Source organism: Aquirufa sp. Wall-65K1, assembly GCF_054558475.1.
This window is the reverse complement of the sequence record NZ_JBPXKD010000007.1, coordinates 92,694-111,177: the sequence shown is the minus strand read 5'-3', so window position 1 is coordinate 111,177 and position 18,484 is coordinate 92,694. Positions and strand designations below refer to the sequence as shown.

Here is an 18,484-nt window from a genome sequence, read left to right as displayed (position 1 = left end):
CATGCATTTAAATCAAAAAAACCATCCCTCGGGATGGCTTTTTCTTTTCTCTTTATTAGAGATCAATGTTGCAATTTTAATAGGATAACCTAATATATATTGGAAAATACTGATTTGCTCTAATCAAGGACATGTAAGAAAATTACATTTTCTTTACATTGATAGCGTTAGCTCCACGCTTTCCGTCAGTTACTTCGTAGGAAACGCTGTCATTTTCGCGAATTGTAACACCAGCTAAGCCAGTTACGTGTACAAAAATGTCTTCACCTGTTTGGTCGTCAACGATGAATCCGAAACCTTTCGTCTCGTTGAAAAATTTTACTTTACCAGTTTGCATAAAAAATTAATGTTAAAAATTAAATCTTAAAGAATTTTAGACGCAAGAATTTTGACTGGGACAAACTTATAGAATCAAATGGAGTGTAAGCCGGAGAGATACTAGGAGGGATGAAGTCGAGAATTTTGCTGAATTAAAACTTTTAAGTGTCCAAATGTATATAAAATTCAATTGCATGCAAGCAAAATCAAATTAAATATTAAAAATTATCATTTATTTTATTTTAATTTTGCAATATTCGTATAAAAATTTGAATTATTTAAATTTACTACCGAGAATCGGGTAATTATTAATATTTTTGTAGGCATTAAATTTAGCTACATGAAAAAAGTAAAGTATTTCGTTGAAAATCAAGCTTTTGGAGTTTGTACTAGATTAGGAGAGAAGTTTAAAATTTCTACCTCTAGCATCAGATTGTATTTTATTTATACCTCTTTCATTACGATGGGTTCTCCCATCATCATTTATTTAATCTTGGCTTTTTGGATGAATATTCGTCGATATTTACGCCAAAGAAACAACCCAACGGTCTGGGAATTTTAGAATTTTAAATCACTGAATTTTTTTCTTTTTTGTACGAAATAGGCCCAAATTATGGATTTTGGGTAGCTGGCAATGTGCTCTTTTTTAATTAATTCAGGGGCTAAATTTTGTTTGTTTTTTTCAAATAATACATAAGAATAAAATGCAAAATGTGCTTTCAAAATGGCCCCAATCAACGCAAAATCACCTGATAATAGATATTTGATACCAGCTAAGCCATCTGCAAGCATTCTGAACAGAATAGTGATACTTTTCTTATTCTGAGGTAGATTTTTGTATAAGAGTATCAGATTGTTTCTAAAATTCAAATAGGTTTTAAAGGGGTTTCCTTGTGCTAAAGTTCCTCCTCCTACGTGTTTAACACTACTTTCTGCCACCGCCGCTACATGATATCCTGCTCGTTGAATTCTCCAACATAGGTCTATTTCTTCCATGTGAGCAAAAAAATAGTCGTCTAATCCTCCAACTTTCCAATAAATTTCTGAACGAACGAGTAAGCAGGCTCCCGTAGCCCATTGAACTAGACCCGTGGGGTATTGTTCATGATTATTTTCAATGGATTCAAATATCCTTCCCCGACAAAATGGAAATCCTAAATTGTCCCAAAATCCACCTGCAGCACCAGCATATTCAAATGAATTTTGGTTTTGATAATCTAGGATATAAGGTTGTACAGCGGCTACTTGGGTGTTTTTTGACATGTAATCCAATAAAGGATTTAACCAGTTTTCGCTAGGCTCAATGTCAGAATTCATTAAAACGTAGAATTCGGCTTGAATGGATTTTAATGCTCTGTTGTAACCTCCTGCATAACCTAAGTTTCCTTTTCCTTCTATTCGATGTATTTCTGGAAATTGCTTTTTTAGGTAATCCAGGGAATCATCGGTGGAACCATTGTCTGCTACGTAAATGCTGCCGGCAGGGCAGGTAGATATAACGGATGGTAAGAATTTTTCTAAAAAATGCTTTCCGTTAAAATTTAAAATGACAATGGCTACCGACATAATGTTCCTTTCCTACAAAGGTAAGTAAATCGTTCAAATTAGAATTTATTCGAGAAAGATGTATTTTTGTTCTACTTACCATCACATCAACTAATTAATTTGCATGAATTCATCCTTTTTTCGCAAAAAGTCCATTGATAAAATAGTTTCTGATCAAATCGAGATTGAAAAGCTGGAAGGTGGATCCATGGTTCGGAATTTAGGCGTTAGAGACCTAACCTTTTTAGGTGTTGCCGCAATCATTGGTGCTAGTATTTTTTCTGCCATCGGTCAGGCATCCGCCAATGGAGGTCCCGCTGTATCTCTTTTATTTGTTTTTACTGCCGTGGCATGTATGTTTACGGCCTTTTGTTATGCTCGATTTGCGGCAACGGTCCCCATTAGTGGTAGCGCCTATACCTATGCCTATACGAGTTTAGGGGAAATAGTTGCCTGGATTTTAGGTTGGAATCTTTTATTAGAATACGCTATTTCCAATGTGGCTGTAGCCATTTCATGGTCTAAATATTTTGTTGATTTAATGGAAGGTCTAGGCTATCATATCCCAGATTATTTAACCATGGATTTTTTGTCCGCCAAAAGAGCGTTTTCTGAAGCACAAGTAGCTCTTAATCAAGGCCAATTGTTAGAATCCTTATCAGTAAATGTGCGTGAAGGTTATACTGCTTATGCCACGGCTCCGGTTATTTTCGGTTGGCATTTTGTAGCTAATATTCCTGCTTTATTGATTACGGCCGCTATTACCTATTTGGTATATATTGGTATTCGTGAAACCAAAAATATGAATAATATTTTGGTCATTCTAAAGCTATTGGTCATTGTGATTGTGGTGGGTGTAGGTGCATTTTATGTTCAGGTAGAAAATTGGTCGCCATTTGCTCCCAATGGCATCAGTGGGGTATTAAAAAGTGTGGCAGCTGTTTGTTTTGCTTATATAGGTTTTGATTCTATTTCAACGACTGCAGAGGAATGTACAAATCCTCAAAGGGATATCCCCAAGGCCATGATGTGGGCTTTGATTATTTGTACGGTACTTTATGTATTAGTGACTTTGGTTTTGACGGGCATTGTTCCCTCTGCTTCTTTGGCGGGTATTGAAGATCCATTGGCTTATATGTTTACCCAAGTAGGCTTACATGGAGTTGCCGGAGTGGTTGCGGCTAGTGCGGTCATTGCCTTAACTAGTGCCTTATTGGTTTATCAATTGGGACAACCTCGTATTTGGATGACAATGTCTCGGGATGGATTATTACCTAAAGCGTTTTCTAATATTCATCCTAAATACCGAACTCCTTCATTTTCTACCATCATGACGGGCGTTTTAGTAGGTATTCCTGCACTATTTGCCAATCTAGAAGAAGTGATTAACCTTAGCAGTATTGGTACCTTATTCGCATTTGTGTTGGTATGTGGCGGTGTATTGATATTGGATTTAGACCCAGAGAATCAAAAGAAATCCAAGTTTAAAATACCATATATCAATGCTAAATATTGGGTGGGTTTGGCCTTTTTGATTTGCTTATATATTTATCTGCCGACAGCCGATGCATGGTCAAGTTATTGGAATGCCCATTGGGTGGGAGAAGCGCGAGTAGACCATTTCTTGCTCAGTGCATTCTTTTTAATTTGGTTGGTATTGGCCTACTTTAGTTATACCATCAATTTATCTTTGATCCCAGTTTTAGGCTTATTAGTTAATTTATATTTAATGACGCAAATGGGTGCTACCAATTGGGAGAGATTCCTTTATTGGTGTATCGCAGGTTTTTTAATTTATTTCAGTTATAGCTATCGAAAAAGTAAATTACATGTATAAAAAAAGGGCCAATTTAATTGGCCCTTTTTTGTTAGTCATTACTTCTTCGTCCTCCCAATAAATTGAGGTAATAAAGTAATTGAGCTAGCATGGCTAAAGCTGCTACCACATAGGTCATTGCCGCCCACCAAAGTGCATCCTTGGACATTTCATATTCACTTGAATTAACGATTTGATTATTTTTAATCCATGCTAAAGCACGGTTAGAGGCATCAAATTCCACAGGTAATGTCACAAAGCTAAAAATGGTTGCTAGGGCAAATAAAGCTACCCCTATACTCAAAAGAGTGGCATTTCCAGTTGAATACAAAATCATCATTCCTATCATCAATAAGATAGGCATGAAACCATTGGCCACATTCAATAAAGGCACCATGGCACTCCTAAACTGTAGAAAAGAATAAGCCTGGGCATGTTGGACAGCATGTCCACATTCGTGGGCTGCTACTGCTGCAGCAGCGGCATTTCGGCCATGATATACATCCGCACTTAAATTAACGGTTTTGTCGCTTGGGTTATAATGGTCTGTTAATTGACCATCTACGGAAATCACCCGGACATCATAGATTCCATGATCTGAAAGCATCTTCTCCGCAATTTGTTGTCCGGATAAATTACTCTGCAAGGGTACTTCTGAATACTGTTTGAATTTGGATTTTAATCTCCAAGAAATCATCATTCCGATAACTCCAAAAAGGATGGTTAAAACATAGATTCCTGTCATTTTCTTTTATTTTTTAAGTTTGTTAATAATTCCTGTTGTTGAATAATTGGGTACTAAATCAATGGTGCTAACTTTTCCACCTGCGGCTAAAACTTCTTTTGAACCTACAATTGTATCAATGGTATAATCATTTCCTTTAATTAGCACATCTGGTAAAAGCGTTTTAATTAATTCCAAAGGCGTTTCCTCATCAAATATGATAACTAAAGAGACAAAACCCAAGGCTGCAATTAAACGGGCTCGTGCATATTCTGAATTAACCGGCCTTTCAGGTCCTTTCAGTTCTCGCACAGATCGGTCTGAGTTGACAGCTACAATCATTTTATCCCCGGCTTGGCTTGATTTTTCTAAGTAATCAACGTGGCCGAGATGCAAAATGTCAAAGCACCCGTTCGTAAAAACAACTTTTTGTTGTTCCCTTTTCCAGTTGTTGCGAATTTCTGCTGCTTCACTTAGGGTATGAATTTTATGTTCACTGAGTGTCGACACTGTTTAGTTTTTTAGGTAAGAAAAGAGTTAGAATAAAACTAATACCCCCAAATAACAAGATGGTAGCCATTTGGGTTCCATGAAAAAATGTGGCTAGGGCTGTAGCCTCTTTCATGGGGATTTGGTAGAAAAATAAAGTTGATGCTACGAGGCTATGGTAGGCTCCAATACCGCCTTGGGTGGGCGCGGCCATGCCGAATGTACCCATAACTAAAATGCTGAGTGAAGCCGATAATCCTAGGTTTTCACTACTTGGGAAAGCTAAAAGTAAGGTATAGACATTAAGGAAATAAGCAAACCAAATGGCCCCCGTATAAAGCAAAAATAATCCAGGTTTTTTAACATCTTTGATGCTAATGATGCCATCAATCCAACCTGAGAGAATTTGTCCCACCTTTGAACTTTTTGAAAGAATTTCCCATTTGGCAAGTAGGTAATCTTTGGTCAACCAAAGGCTGATTAATCCAATTAAACCCAGGATTAACAAACCCAAAATTAATGTTAATGGAGGTGTATCTGTTTGTGGAAATAAAAAAGATTGAATGGGTTTCCATTCGACTAAAAACGTAATACCCACTATGACGATTAAACCGAGCAAATCGACTACCCTCTCTGTGATAACGGTACCAAATGACTTTTCGAAAGGTATATCAGCTGTTTTTTGAAGCGATCCACAACGAGAAACTTCCCCCATTCTGGGTACAATGAAATTGGCAAAATAGCCGATCATTACGGCAGAAAAAGTTCTTATTTGACCTGGCTGGTAATCAAGACTATCTAATAATTGTTCCCAGCGAAGCGCCCTTAACCAATGTGAAACCAAAGAAATTAGAATAGCTACACTTACCCATTGGTAGTTCGCTTGCAGGAGCGTTTGGTAAATATAATCCCATTCTAACTGACTTTTCGAAAATGCCCAATACAAGAGAGAGGCAGCTAATAAAGTCGAGAATAAGTACTTAAGAATGGATTTTATCATGTTGTGGTGTTGGATTTCGAGAATCACAAGGCAAAATAAAGAGCTTTGCTTAAATTATATAGCTGGAATCCGATAAAATTTTTATATTTTTGCAAAGTTTTTTTGGGATAATTTTCCCCTAAATCAATTTAGAATGTCCAAATTACGTATTCTTTACGTTTCGAGTGAGGTTGACCCTTTCCTTAACACCTCTAGAATTGCAGACTTCGTTCGTAACCTTCCAACTGCCATGCAGGAGAGGGGAATGGAGATTCGAATCTTGGTTCCAAGATTTGGTTCTATAAATGAACGCAAAAACCGTTTGCACGAAGTAGTTCGGCTATCAGGAATCACCATCCCCATGGGTGAGGAAGAAAAACCGTTAACGATTAAGGTCGCTAGTATTCCTGCTGCTAAATTGCAGGTTTATTTCATAGATAATGAAGATTATTTCCAGCGTAAATTTGTGTTAACCGATAAAGAAGGGGCATTCTATGATGACAATCATGAGCGTGCGGCTTTCTTCTGCAAAGGAGCATTGGAAACAGTGGTGAAATTAGGCTGGTCGCCTGATGTCGTACATTGTAATGATTGGATGTCGAGTTTAGTACCTTTGTACATCTCTACACATTACAAAAACCACCCTATCTTTAAAGATTCAAAAACTATTTTCTCTCCTCACAATTCTGAATTTGATTTTACGTTTTCTAACGAAGATTTATTAGAGAAAGTTAAATTAGGCGAAATTGAAGACGATAATTTAACTAGCTTAGCCAATTCAGATTATTCTGCCTTTATTAAAATTGGTGCAGAATATGCCGACAAAGTAGTATCATTAGAAAATGCGGAAAACAGCCGTATCCAATCCATCATTGATGAATTTAAATCAAAAACCTATCAAAATATTGCCGAAAATGATCTCGATTTCTTCGAAAAATTGTATTTGGAAATGGCCGGCAATTAAATGGGTAGGGATTCTTTCCCTTTTCCTTACTTCTTGTGATTTGCCCAAAGAAATTGGGTCAGATTTGTTTAGTGTTGAAGTAGGCTTAAACTATACAGATTCATTAAGTATTCAATCATCCACGGTGTTGATTGACTCTATCTTTACCAACCAAACTAACTCATTTTTGGTAGGCTCTCATCAAGATCCTATTTTAGGGACGGTGGTAGCCTCTGCTTTCACTCAGGTAGCGAATGTAGATACCTTGAAAAGTAAGGAGAATTCTATTTTGGATTCCTTAAAAATGGAATTGATTTACCAATCATTTGTGGGGGATACTACCCAAAAACAAACGATTTCAGTCTACCGATTAAAAGATAGCGTTAGCCGGGCTGTGGATTATTTTAATACTTCTACCGTGGCTTATGATCCTACACCAATCGGTACTCATTCCTTTTTCCCTCGACCTATCAAAGCCAAATCGGCCAATGGGGACTCTCTAAAATACGATACCTTACGATTTAAATTGAATGCTTCCTTTGGTAAAGAACTTTTAGAGAAATATACCGACAAGTCCATTGCCGCAGGTGGTGCAGCTTTTAGGCAATATTTTAGAGGAATGCATATTAAGTCGAACACTACGGGCAAAGCCGCGATCTTGGGTTTTTCTCCTACGTATTCTGTCATGACTTTGCATTACCATAATCCTAATGATACAGTTAAATACAAGGTAAATTACTATTTCAGTCTTTCTACTGCTTTGATTCAAGAAATTCATGGACGATTTAACCAATTACAGGTTTCTAGGTCTGGTGTTTTAGGAAATTTACAAAAACCAGGTGATCGTGTTCCTGCCTCGCAGTCGAATATGGTTACTTATGTTCAAGCAGGAACTGGTTTAGCTACCAAATTGGAGTTTCCTTATTTATTGAATTTGAAAGGCAATAAAAATGTAGCAATCAACAAAGCAGAATTAGTTTTGCCAGCTGCTGATAGCTATGAGTGGTCGAAGATCTTAGGTTCACTTTCATTGGTTGAAACGGATGCAAGCAACAGAACACTAAAGAATTCATATGGTTTAAGGTATTTGTTGACCGAAGGTGGAACAGGTATACAGTCAGCTAATTTTGACCCTGTTTCCAAAACCTATAGTTTTAATGTCACCACTGCCATTCAAAATATCTTGGCCAATAATCGTAAGAATTTTGCCATCTTGGTGACTAGTCCATTAACTAGTAATTCAGCTGGATTTAGCCGAATCATTGGTGAAAATATCCGATATGTGCCTTTGAATGCGAGTAAAGTTAAATTAAAGGTGTATTATACTTACATTGCCAAATAAATCGCTTGACGCATGGTTTCCCCGAATGATAATTTGCGGGTTAGTATGGTGCAGACCTCTCTCATTTGGGAGAATCCTGCTGCCAATTGTGCTGTTTTAGAAGAAAAATTGCAGGTCTTGCAAGGTAAAACAGATGTAATCGTTTTACCAGAAATGTTTCTGACAGGTTTCAGCATGAGTGCAGAAGGTGCTGATTTTCCTAAAGGTGCTCAAGTACAATGGATGCAAATGATGGCTAATCGTTTGGATGTATTGATGCTTGGAAGTCTCAAAATCAAGGAGAATAATCAATTTTTCAATCGAATGTTAGCGGTTTTTCCAGATGGGAAAATAGTGACCTACAACAAGCGCCATTTGTTCCGCATGGGTCATGAGCATGAATTTTATAGTTCAGGTGAAAAACAAGTTATAGTAAGCTATAAATCTTGGAAGATTGCCTTGTTTGTTTGTTATGATTTACGTTTTCCTGTTTGGTCCAGAAATACTGATTTAGCCTACGATATGGCTATATATGTGGCCAATTGGCCGGCAGCTAGGGCTCATGCTTGGTCAACCTTATTAAAAGCACGTGCCATAGAAAACTTGGCCTATGTGGTTGGAGTTAACCGAGTAGGAAAAGATAATAATGATTTGCTTTACCAAGGTGATTCGGCACTTGTGACCTTTAAAGGAGAGGAACTGATTCATCTCATGGATGAAGAAATAATTTCCACCACAACTATTTATAAAGAAGCTCTGCTAGATTTTAGAGAAAAATTCCCTGCGCATCTCGATGCCGATGCTTTTTATTTGAATTAAGCTGTTTTGTCTTTAAAAAAGGCTGGTAATCCTCCCGCATACGCTTGAGCTTCTTTTAAAGAACAATTTGCCACTAAATTCCCATGGCTAATGAGTAAAATTCGGTCACAAATTGATTCAACTTCATTCAATAAGTGACTCGAAAATAAAATGGTTTTACCTTGCCTCAGCGATTGAATCAAGGAACGAATTTCAGTCATTTGATTTGGATCTAATCCGCTGGTTGGTTCGTCCAAAATCAAAACCGCAGGATCATGAAAGATCGCTTGTGCGATACCTACACGTTGTTGATAGCCTTTGGATAATTCACCTATCTTCTTTTTCTTTTCTTGCTCTAATCCCACTAATTGAATGACTTTATCCATCCTTATTTTTCGTTGACGAGATGAAAATCCATGAATTTTGCCAATAAAATCCAGGAATTCTTGAACATACATATCAGGATATAATGGATTGTTTTCCGCCAAATAGCCAATTTTCTTTTTCAATTCTAGGGCATGCTTTGTGACATCTAAGCCTAACACCTTGGCTTCTCCTTGGCTAGGCAGGCTTAATCCTACCAACATTTTAAGGGTACTAGACTTCCCTGCACCATTAGGTCCAAGAAAACCAATGATTTGACCTTCTGAAGCTTGGAATGAAATGGCATTAACGGCAATTTGTGAACCGTAATTTTTAGAAAGTTTGACAACTTCAATCGACATACCTGATAAGGGATAGATTATATGACAAAGGTAGTAAAATGGGAACTAAATCTGCTTACCTTTGTGTTTTGGTTCATAAAGCTTAAAAATATGCAGGAAGATTCCATTCGTTTGGATCGTATTGAAGATGCGATAGAAGATATTCGTCAAGGTAAAATCATCATTGTAGCCGATGATGAGGACCGTGAGAATGAGGGTGATATGATTTGCGCATCCGAGGCAATTACTCCTGAATTGGTTAATTTCATGATCAAAGAAGCTCGCGGATTAATGTGTGTTTCTTTAACGGAGGATCGTTGCTCAGCTTTAGGGCTAGAAATGATGGTTGACAATAATACAACCTCACATGAAACCCCGTTTACCGTTTCGGTTGACTTATTAGGCAATGGCTGTACAACTGGGATTTCAGCCTCTGATCGGGCAAAAACGATTCAAGCATTAGTCGATCCTTTGACTAAGCCAAGTGATTTAGGTCGACCTGGGCATATTTTCCCCTTAAAGAGTAAATCTGAGGGCGTTTTACGCCGTACAGGTCATACCGAGGCCTCCATGGATTTTGCTCGTTTGGCGGGTTTTCAGCCTTCAGGTGTTTTAATTGAGGTGTTGAATGAGGATGGCAGCATGGCTCGTTTGGCAGATCTTCGTAAAATCGCGGATAAATTTGATTTAAAACTAGTGACTATTAAAGATTTGATTGAATATCGATTAGATAAGGAATCCTTAATTCAGCGGGAGATTGGTGTGGATATGCCTACTCAATGGGGGAATTTTGATTTGATTGCTTTCAAGCAAAAAAATACAGGAGATACCCATTTAGCTTTAGTGAAAGGTACCTGGGAAAAAGATGAGGAAGTGATGGTGCGTGTGCATAGCTCTTGTGTTACCGGAGATATTTTTGGTTCTTGTCGCTGCGACTGTGGACCTCAATTGCACAAGGCTATGGAGATGGTGGAAAAAGCAGGTAAAGGGGTGGTTTTGTACATGTTTCAAGAGGGTAGAGGTATAGGTTTATTGAATAAATTGAAAGCATATAAGTTACAAGAAATGGGCCGCGATACCGTAGAAGCTAATCTAGAATTAGGTTTTGCTATGGATGAGCGTGATTATGGAGTTGGGGCACAAATTTTAAGAAATTTGGGAATTAAAAAATTGCGATTAATCTCCAACAACCCTAAAAAACGAGCTGGATTATTAGGCTATGGATTGGAAATTGTGGAATCTATACCGATTGAAATTAATCCCAACCCACACAACCAGCATTATTTGCAAACAAAACGTGATAAGATGGGACATGCCATTTTGAGAAAGTAAAAAAAACTAGGCAATGTAGAATTGTATAGTAAAAGAGCCCGCTAGGAATTTAGCGAGCTCTTTTTTTTGAAATATTGGGTAACAGCCAAATTTTAAAAAAGTACTTTATTTTCTTTAGTTTCCTCCCAAAATAATGGGACTACTCTTACCATTTCCCATGATAATGATTTTACTGTTGGGAGATTTGGCTAATTCTTTTTGAGCAAGAATGGACTCATATTGCAATTGGCGGTCACTCAATCCAGTAGATAATATTCGCTGGTAATCGGCTATACCTTGTGCTTCTACGCGCTTACGCTCGGCTTCTTGCTTTTCTTTTTGCAGGACAAATTGCATTTTTTGGGCATCTTGCTCTGCATTGATTTTTGATTCTATGCTTTGTTTGACCGAATTGGGTAAGGTGATGTTACGGATTAATAATTGCTCAAGAATAAGCCCTCTATTTTTAAAGTTAGCTTCAATATCCTTGAAAATTCGATTTTGGAATTCATTTCTCTTATTCGAAAATAAACCTACGGCATCATAGTACACGGCATTATCGCGTATTTTGGTTCGAGTGATGGGGCGGACTACTTTATCCTTATAGTCTAAACCGATTTTTTTGAAAATATTGGGTGCTTCTTGAGAGGATATTTTAAATAATACCGTAAGATCAACAATCACTTCTAATCCATCGGCAGTTAAAACTCGAATGGCATCATCTCCTGATTTATCCCCTTCATCATGCACGCCTGACATGGTGTAGTTTTGAGTCTTTGAATCAAAAATATAAATATTTGATAAAGGATTGACAAAGTTTAAGCCACTGTTTAAAACTTGTGGTTTAACGCTCCCAAATAGACTTTGAACACCAACTTCTCCTGCTTCTATTTGCTTGACGGTAGAGCTGAATAAACCCAATCCAGCTAGGGCAATTCCCCCTATTTTAAAGGCTTTGCTGTATTTTGAAAATACTAAATTCGGATTGGCAATGAAATTACCAATTAGCAGTAAAACGATTCCAACGACGATGAAAAACATAGGTATAAATATTTTATGTAGGGTTAAAAATTCACTCAATGGAAAAGTACATAGAATCCCAACAGTAAACAATCAAATGTGGTAAAGAGAAAATAATCTGGATTTAAGGGCAAATTTTAGACTTGAAAATAATTCGGGGAAAAAAGTAGACATTCTTCATTTTTGGCAAAATATGCCTAATTTTGAATATGATTGAAATCAAAAACATACACAAAGAGTTTGATGGAAAAGTTGTTTTGGACGGAGTCGATGGCTGCTTCCAAAAGGGCAAAATCAACATGGTGATTGGTGGTAGTGGTACAGGGAAAAGTGTATTGTTGAAATGTATGATTGGTATTTTAAAACCCGAGCAAGGTAAGGTATTGTATGATGGTCGGGATTTTGTTAAAGCCTCCAATGATACAATCAAATCGATTCGCCGGGAAATGGGAGTACTTTTTCAAGGAGGAGCATTGTTTGATTCCAAGACCGTTTTAGAAAATGTGCGTTTTCCTTTAGATATTTTGACTCACCAAACTTTGGAAGAGAAAAATGAAAGGGCTTTAATTTGTTTGCAACGAGTAGGGTTGGAAGCTGCGGCTAATCAAATGCCTTCCGATATATCCGGTGGTATGAAAAAGCGAGTTGGGATAGCTAGGGCCATTGTGATGAACCCCAAATATTTATTTTGTGATGAACCGAATTCAGGATTAGATCCACTGACAGCGGTTAAAATCGACTTATTGATTCAAGAAATTACCAAAGAATTTGATATAACTACGGTCGTTATTTCTCACGACATGAACTCTGTGCTTCGGATGGGGGAGTATGTGATCTTTTTAAAAGATGGGAAGAAGCTTTGGGAAGGAAATAACAAAAATCTAATGAGTACCGAAGTTCCTGCTTTACAAGAATTTTTATCTACTAAATTGCATTAAAATGCCTTCATCAATTGCTCTGCCTAGAGTATTGGAAAATTATTCACTCCAATCGCTCAATACCTTCGGAATTGATGTCAAGGCCAAGTATTTTGTAGAAATTCGTTCCATTGAGCAATATCACCACTTGTTGAACGCTGGCTTATATTCCCATGTTCCTCATATTTTTTGGGGAGGGGGGAGTAATGTATTGTTGACGCAAGATTTGAATGCTTTGGTGGTGAAAGTGGCGATTGAAGGTATTGAGGTTATCAAAGAAGATGAAGACCATGTTTGGGTGCGTGCTGGTGCGGGTGTCGTTTGGCATGATTTTGTTCAATATACCGTTAGTCATCATTGGGCAGGTATCGAAAATTTATCCCTAATTCCTGGAACGGTAGGCGCAGCTCCCATGCAAAATATCGGTGCCTATGGAGTGGAAATAAAAGATACATTTGACCATTTGCAGGCCTTTCATTTAACCAATCAAGTACTAGAAACTTTTGATGCAGAGGCTTGTCGGTTTGGCTATCGAGAGAGTTATTTTAAGCATGAAGGAAAGGGGAAATATTTGATAGCTTATGTTTGTTTTAAATTAAATAAAATAGCTAAAGCGCAAACCTCTTATGGGGCTATTCAGGATGTATTGAATGCCAAATCCATTACTCAGCCGAGTATTCAAGATGTATCTGATGCGGTCATTGAAATTAGAAAGAGCAAATTGCCTGATCCCAAGGAGATAGGAAATTCAGGTAGTTTTTTCAAAAACCCTACCTTAGATGCCACCCAAGCAGCTGCCTTAATGGAGAAATATCCTGAAATTCCGCATTATCCGGTAGCAGGAAGTAGTGAAATAAAATTCCCAGCAGGTTGGCTTATCGAGCAAGCAGGCTGGAAGGGTTTCCGAGATGGAGACGCTGGAGTGCATGCCAAACAGGCATTGGTTTTGGTAAATTATGGCCAGGCTAGTGGAAAGCAAATTCTTGCTTTATCCGAAAAAATTAAACAATCAATTCTCAGCAAATTCGGTGTAGTTTTAGAAACCGAAGTAAACATTTTATAAGATGAACTTACCTTATAACACCCTTCAAGATAAAGGACCTTTTTTCTTGATGGCAGGCAGTTGTGCCATTGAAAGCAAAGATTTAGCTTATGAAATTGCTGAACGCATCAAGCAAATCACGGACTCCTTGGGTATCCCATTTATATTTAAAGGATCTTACCGTAAAGCTAACCGTACGAAAATAGATTCTTTCACAGGAATAGGTGACATCCTTGCCTTAGAGATATTACAAGAAGTAGGTCAGCATTTTCAAGTACCTACGGTTACGGATATTCATGAAAGTGCTGAAGCCGCTATGGCTGCTCCTTATGTGGACATATTACAAATCCCCGCATTTCTTTGTCGACAAACGGACCTCCTAGCAGCTGCTGCTCAAACAGGCAGAGCGGTAAACATTAAAAAAGGACAATTTATGTCGGGCGCCTCCATGAAGTTTGCTGTTGAAAAGGTGAAGCATGAAAATCCAGAGGCCTTGGTATATTTAACAGATCGAGGTAATTCATTTGGCTATGGAGATTTAGTGGTTGATTTTAGAAATTTACCTGAAATGGCAGCCTTTCAGGTTCCCGTAATCATGGATTGTACCCATTCCTTACAAAGGCCAAATCAAGGATCAGGGGTAACAGGCGGTCAACCGGCCTTGATTGAGACCATTGCCAAGGCGGCTATAGCCGTTGGGGCGGATGGATTATTCATAGAAACACATCCCAATCCATCCATCGCTAAATCTGATGGAGCTAATATGTTGCCTTTAGATCAATTGGAAGGACTTTTAGAAAAATTGCTTAAGATCAGAGAAGCTATTTTATAAGCTATTCCAAACGACTTGTAGGCTTATATCCGTTTTATGTGTGCCTGCAATTAGATCTAAACCTGTGCCTATTTCATCTCGATCCAAGTAATCCATTCGCCCTATTTTGGTTGAAAGGGTAATTTTGTTTTTCCACTTATAGTTGATGAGCAGGCAAGTTTTCCAAGCTTGTCCAGAATAGGCAGGTAAGGAAAAGGCATAAGGTAAACTGGGTTCATAGGCATAAAGCCGACTGTCATAGTTCGTACTTTGAACATAAGCAGCTCTTGCTTTAATTTGCCAATTTTGCCACGAAAATTGTGCATCATGAAGCAACAGTCATCCCCAATCTTTTTGTGCAGGAGAATGCAGGTAGGTACCCATGAGTCGACTATGCCAATCCCATTTTTTATTTATAGTTTTTTTTAGATCACCACTAAATTGCCATTGATGTTTTCTGATTAAATCTGAAACTGGCTTGGGGGCATCTTCTTCTTTGGAAGTCCATTTAATTTGTATGAAGTAATTATATACATTTCTTCGTTCAAACTGGAAACGATGGAGAAGTTCCCAACCCCAAGAGCTAGATTGGCTCACTTGGTATTTAGCTGCTGGAAATAGAAACAAATCCAGGTAAGAGGATAGTCTTGACCTCTTTGACCAGCGATATTGATTGCCTATAAAAAGCCCCATTTCATTACCAACCTCTGAATTTTCTCCAAACGCCTGTGCTTGAGGACTAAAATAGGAAGTGGATGCGTACCTAAATACATAGGAGAAATCCATTGCTTTGGATTGAGCCCAAGCGGCCCCATGTATGAAAGCCCAGGATTGCGGAGCAAATGCCAATTCAGCCATCCATTGAGCTTTTTGCCAGGTAAAATTTGTTGATAGTGAACTGTTGACAAGCGTATTCCCTTGCCAATCATCTATTTGATAAGCTCTGCTAGAATTTCTTTTGGGAATTGACCAACGACTCCAGACGATGTTTGCTTGAAGCGATAAGGGGATTCTTCGGGCCTGCCAGTTTAGGGAATTACCAAGGCTCCATTCTTGCACTTGATTTTTATTCTCTAGCTCACTTGAAGTTCGATGTAGCCCACTTCGATTCAGGGAGGTATAATAGGGCCATCCTAAACTATCTGTTTGAATATTAGCGTCCCAATTTCTTTTCGAAATGAAAGTTTCCATATTCCATTGTTTTCTTTGAAAACCTAGCACTAATCCTCGATAAAATCCGGATTCCACGCTAGAACTGTATGGAATTGAGCCTTGATGGAATTTTTGTGTAGAAATGATACTTTCATAGCTTTTACCTAAAGAGAAGCCTCCAGCCTGAATTAAACCTTGGCCCCATTGATTGACAAAATCACCTACGATAATCTTGTATAAGGTACTTATGGGTTTATGCCATTGAAGGTAAAAGCTAGTAAAATCAGTTATTTGGCTTTCTCCCGCATCTTTTTGTGCTAAAAATCCCATTCCTAAGGCAGGACTGATCTGTCCTCGATATCGATGTAGTTCCGCATATGGGCTATTGAAATAGCGAACTTTACTTCGTTTGTCTGGCGGACTAAATCCTTTTTTTTCCTCCACAGTAAATTCAATCCGATGTATCCATAGGTGTTTCGCTGATTGCCAATTCCATGTGGGGGAATTAGTCCGACAAATGATAAAATCTCGAATGCGTTTTAAAGTAGCTAGATCCCAGAGAGGTATAGCTTGTAATTCCCAGATGCTAAGGAAGGATCCTGTAGCTTTTTTGAACTCAAAAAACGCTTTTATTTGGGAGGAATTAACTAATCCTAAATGATACCAATCGGCTTCTTTTGCCTGGTTGATATCAATGGGGTTTTGTATATAATATTGGAATATACTGCTTCGTATTTCGGATTCATCCCAAGGTTGGGTTTCATCCACTTGAGCTAGTAAAGGGAGAGAGGCGAAAAGTAGTAAACCAAGGAATTTCACTTTTTTTTGAGTGAAATTACCTAGTTGAATTCAGGAATCTAATCTAATACTTGATGAAGAATATCACTTAGTTGAATTTCCTTCGAATCATCTCCTGTAATTCATTCCAAGACTCTTCATTATCAGCTCTGCGGAACTCAGCATAACGTTGCTGAATACTTTCTTGCCAGTTATGGCTCTGAGCTTCATGGTCGATGAAATCAATTAATTGATTCAAATGATGGCCCTCACCATCAAAAATCGATTGGATAAATTTGATTTTTTGGTTTAGACTAATGCTGTTTGCTAGCGTTTCTGTCATCTTAGTCTCCACCAAAGACTTGAGCGATCCATCGCTTCCTTGCAGTTTTTCAAAGACCTTTTCAGAAGTGGAATCTGCAATGACTTCCATGATTTTTTTGCCAGCGGAAGCTTGCTCTTTAGGTTCTTCTTGGAAGAAACTACTAGTATTTAAAGATGTATTGGGGTTTAATTGTACGTTTTCGATGATGATTTCTGTCACAGGCTTGACAGGAACAGGCTCGGGATTTATTTCTTGGGGTAATTCAGGCTCAATGGAATTTTCCTCTACAGGTTGAATGTCAAATTCAGTGGCTATGTTTTCCACTAATTCATCTTCTGGAAGATCATCTAAGCTTGCTGGAGCTTCAAAATATACCTCAGCAGTCAGAAGAGTATCCGGACTAATTTCTTGTGCTTCTGCGCCTAAAACATTGAATAAATAATCAGTAGGTGCGCTTTCTTCTTTTAATTCATCAATCCACTGGTTCCAAATATAATTGGGAAGAGATACTTGCAATACAAGCGAGCGCGTGATGTTATCCCATTTTTCGTGGATACGTTGATTTTGCCAATCAAAACAAGGGAATTGATCTTGAATACGTTGGCTTTGCAATTGCAAAAGTAATTCTGATTGTAAGACCTCTAGGACAGAAGCAGGTATTTCTTGCTGTAAAATATCTTGAAAAGTACTTGTTTGACCTTCTTCGGTCCAGTAATGAAGCAAAATATTGGGCGTTGGCATCTTTTATTATTTAAGTTCCAATTCTTCACAGGCTTTCATGGCAGCTGTTTGTTCTGCTTTTTTCTTGGAATAGCCTTTACCTTCGGCTATTTTCAAGTTATCTACCAAAACGATGGCTGTAAATTCTTTATTGTGGTGTTGCCCCTCCTCATCCAGGGTAAAAATCACCTTTTTTCCTTCTTTTTGGGCCCATTCAATTAGGATGGACTTGAAGTTAGGATTATTTTGAACCACCGTTTCTAAATCGAAATACTGGGTTAATATCTTTTTGATGATGAATTTTTGGGTAAAGGCAAAACCTTTATCTAGGTAGATGGCCCCAATGAACGCTTCCAAAGCATCTCCATACATGCTGGAGCGTGAAAGAATCGTTCTCTTTTGGTTTTCGTATTCAATGACTTCGTCCAAACCTAATTTTCTACCTAATACATTCAATGATTCTCGGCTAACCATTCTAGAACGGATTTCGGTTAAGAAACCCTCGTCTTTGAAAGGAAATTTTTGGAATAGGTAGGTTGCTGTAATCATTCCAAGAACAGAATCTCCTAGAAATTCGAGGCGCTCGTTGGATTCTTTAAACGACTTGGCAATGCTGTCTTTGGATGCCGAAGCATGCAAAAAGGCCAAACGATATAGCGACAAATTGGAGGGACTTTCGCCAATCAAATGGGTTACAGATTTCTTTAGAAATTTCTCTCTTTCATTTAGTTGGGTAGGATTCAACCAGCTTAATACCGAGAGAATTTTCATA

Annotated in this window: 20 protein-coding genes; 9 read left to right on the top strand and 11 right to left on the bottom strand. The window is 38.0% G+C overall.

Features of this window, described 5'->3' with window-relative positions:
* Nucleotides 1–142: 142 nt before the first annotated feature.
* The gene (locus ACST15_RS11135) at nucleotides 143–337 is read right to left on the bottom strand and encodes a cold-shock protein (protein ID WP_459454731.1); all 195 of its coding nucleotides are present in this window, start codon (nucleotides 335–337) and stop codon (nucleotides 143–145) included.
* Nucleotides 338–658: 321 nt separating this feature from the next.
* On the opposite strand from ACST15_RS11135, the gene ACST15_RS11130 reads away from it, so the two are divergent.
* Nucleotides 659–880: a PspC domain-containing protein gene (locus ACST15_RS11130; protein ID WP_459454730.1), complete on the top strand. Its 222-nt coding sequence runs from the start codon at nucleotides 659–661 to the stop codon at nucleotides 878–880.
* On the opposite strand, the gene ACST15_RS11125 is transcribed toward ACST15_RS11130, so the two are convergent.
* Nucleotides 877–1,884: a glycosyltransferase family 2 protein gene (locus ACST15_RS11125; RefSeq protein WP_459454729.1), complete on the bottom strand. Its 1,008-nt coding sequence runs from the start codon at nucleotides 1,882–1,884 to the stop codon at nucleotides 877–879. The two genes, ACST15_RS11130 and ACST15_RS11125, sit on opposite strands and share 4 nt — an antisense overlap.
* Before the next feature lie 103 nt (nucleotides 1,885–1,987).
* Between ACST15_RS11125 and ACST15_RS11120 the strand changes: the two genes are divergently transcribed.
* Complete coding sequence (locus tag ACST15_RS11120) at nucleotides 1,988–3,700, top strand: amino acid permease (RefSeq protein ID WP_459454728.1); 1,713 nt, start codon at nucleotides 1,988–1,990, stop codon at nucleotides 3,698–3,700.
* Nucleotides 3,701–3,731: 31 nt separating this feature from the next.
* Here the strand turns inward: ACST15_RS11120 and ACST15_RS11115 are convergent, their stop codons facing one another.
* From ACST15_RS11115 to ACST15_RS11105, 3 genes are read right to left on the bottom strand one after another with little or no spacing between them, the layout of a single operon-like run.
* A complete protein-coding gene (locus ACST15_RS11115; protein ID WP_459454727.1) occupies nucleotides 3,732–4,424 on the bottom strand; it encodes a zinc metallopeptidase in 693 nt (230 codons plus the stop codon).
* A 6-nt stretch (nucleotides 4,425–4,430) separates the two neighbouring features.
* Nucleotides 4,431–4,913: a D-glycero-beta-D-manno-heptose 1-phosphate adenylyltransferase gene (rfaE2, locus tag ACST15_RS11110; RefSeq protein WP_459454726.1), complete on the bottom strand. Its 483-nt coding sequence runs from the start codon at nucleotides 4,911–4,913 to the stop codon at nucleotides 4,431–4,433.
* Complete coding sequence (locus ACST15_RS11105; protein ID WP_459454725.1) at nucleotides 4,897–5,892, bottom strand: lysylphosphatidylglycerol synthase transmembrane domain-containing protein; 996 nt, start codon at nucleotides 5,890–5,892, stop codon at nucleotides 4,897–4,899. The genes rfaE2 and ACST15_RS11105 overlap by 17 nt, the downstream gene beginning before the upstream one ends.
* Before the next feature lie 133 nt (nucleotides 5,893–6,025).
* Here ACST15_RS11105 and ACST15_RS11100 point away from each other — a divergent pair, with 133 nt between their 5' ends.
* The 3 genes from ACST15_RS11100 to ACST15_RS11090 are packed head-to-tail and all read left to right on the top strand — an operon-like array spanning nucleotide 6,026 to nucleotide 8,954.
* Nucleotides 6,026–6,835: a glycogen/starch synthase gene (locus tag ACST15_RS11100; protein WP_459454724.1), complete on the top strand. Its 810-nt coding sequence runs from the start codon at nucleotides 6,026–6,028 to the stop codon at nucleotides 6,833–6,835.
* A complete protein-coding gene (locus ACST15_RS11095; protein WP_459454723.1) occupies nucleotides 6,786–8,156 on the top strand; it encodes a DUF4270 family protein in 1,371 nt (456 codons plus the stop codon). The genes ACST15_RS11100 and ACST15_RS11095 overlap by 50 nt, the downstream gene beginning before the upstream one ends.
* A gap of 12 nt (nucleotides 8,157–8,168) precedes the next feature.
* The gene (locus ACST15_RS11090) at nucleotides 8,169–8,954 is read left to right on the top strand and encodes an amidohydrolase (RefSeq protein WP_459454722.1); all 786 of its coding nucleotides are present in this window, start codon (nucleotides 8,169–8,171) and stop codon (nucleotides 8,952–8,954) included.
* Here the strand turns inward: ACST15_RS11090 and ACST15_RS11085 are convergent.
* Nucleotides 8,951–9,658, bottom strand: a complete 708-nt coding sequence (locus tag ACST15_RS11085) for an ABC transporter ATP-binding protein (RefSeq protein WP_459454721.1) — start codon at nucleotides 9,656–9,658, stop codon at nucleotides 8,951–8,953. The two genes, ACST15_RS11090 and ACST15_RS11085, sit on opposite strands and share 4 nt — an antisense overlap.
* A 90-nt stretch (nucleotides 9,659–9,748) precedes the next feature.
* On the opposite strand from ACST15_RS11085, the gene ACST15_RS11080 reads away from it, so the two are divergent.
* Nucleotides 9,749–10,969 (top strand): bifunctional 3,4-dihydroxy-2-butanone-4-phosphate synthase/GTP cyclohydrolase II, encoded by a 1,221-nt coding sequence (locus tag ACST15_RS11080; RefSeq protein WP_459454720.1) that lies wholly within the window; start codon nucleotides 9,749–9,751, stop codon nucleotides 10,967–10,969.
* 114 nt (nucleotides 10,970–11,083) lie between these two features.
* Here ACST15_RS11080 and ACST15_RS11075 read toward each other — a convergent pair whose 3' ends face one another.
* Complete coding sequence (locus ACST15_RS11075) at nucleotides 11,084–11,989, bottom strand: prohibitin family protein (RefSeq protein WP_459454719.1); 906 nt, start codon at nucleotides 11,987–11,989, stop codon at nucleotides 11,084–11,086.
* A gap of 188 nt (nucleotides 11,990–12,177) precedes the next feature.
* On the opposite strand from ACST15_RS11075, the gene ACST15_RS11070 reads away from it, so the two are divergent.
* From ACST15_RS11070 to kdsA, 3 genes are read left to right on the top strand one after another with little or no spacing between them, the layout of a single operon-like run.
* Nucleotides 12,178–12,906 carry an ABC transporter ATP-binding protein gene (locus tag ACST15_RS11070; RefSeq protein ID WP_459454718.1) on the top strand — a complete coding sequence of 243 codons (729 nt, stop codon included), beginning with the start codon at nucleotides 12,178–12,180 and terminating at the stop codon, nucleotides 12,904–12,906.
* Nucleotide 12,907: 1 nt separating this feature from the next.
* Complete coding sequence (gene murB, locus ACST15_RS11065; RefSeq protein WP_459454717.1) at nucleotides 12,908–13,948, top strand: UDP-N-acetylmuramate dehydrogenase; 1,041 nt, start codon at nucleotides 12,908–12,910, stop codon at nucleotides 13,946–13,948.
* 1 nt (nucleotide 13,949) lies between these two features.
* Nucleotides 13,950–14,759: a 3-deoxy-8-phosphooctulonate synthase gene (kdsA, locus tag ACST15_RS11060; RefSeq protein ID WP_459454716.1), complete on the top strand. Its 810-nt coding sequence runs from the start codon at nucleotides 13,950–13,952 to the stop codon at nucleotides 14,757–14,759.
* On the opposite strand, the gene ACST15_RS11055 is transcribed toward kdsA, so the two are convergent.
* From ACST15_RS11055 to rnc, 4 genes are all read right to left on the bottom strand, one after another.
* On the bottom strand, nucleotides 14,754–15,074 hold the full coding sequence (locus tag ACST15_RS11055) for a hypothetical protein (protein WP_459454715.1): 321 nt from the start codon (nucleotides 15,072–15,074) through the stop codon (nucleotides 14,754–14,756). The two genes, kdsA and ACST15_RS11055, sit on opposite strands and share 6 nt — an antisense overlap.
* 3 nt (nucleotides 15,075–15,077) lie before the next feature.
* Entirely contained in the window at nucleotides 15,078–16,709 is a 1,632-nt protein-coding gene (locus tag ACST15_RS11050) for a hypothetical protein (RefSeq protein WP_459454714.1), read from the bottom strand.
* A gap of 67 nt (nucleotides 16,710–16,776) precedes the next feature.
* Entirely contained in the window at nucleotides 16,777–17,733 is a 957-nt protein-coding gene (locus ACST15_RS11045; RefSeq protein WP_459454713.1) for a hypothetical protein, read from the bottom strand.
* A 6-nt stretch (nucleotides 17,734–17,739) separates the two neighbouring features.
* The gene (gene rnc, locus ACST15_RS11040; protein ID WP_459454712.1) at nucleotides 17,740–18,483 is read right to left on the bottom strand and encodes a ribonuclease III; all 744 of its coding nucleotides are present in this window, start codon (nucleotides 18,481–18,483) and stop codon (nucleotides 17,740–17,742) included.
* Nucleotide 18,484 lies beyond the last annotated feature (1 nt).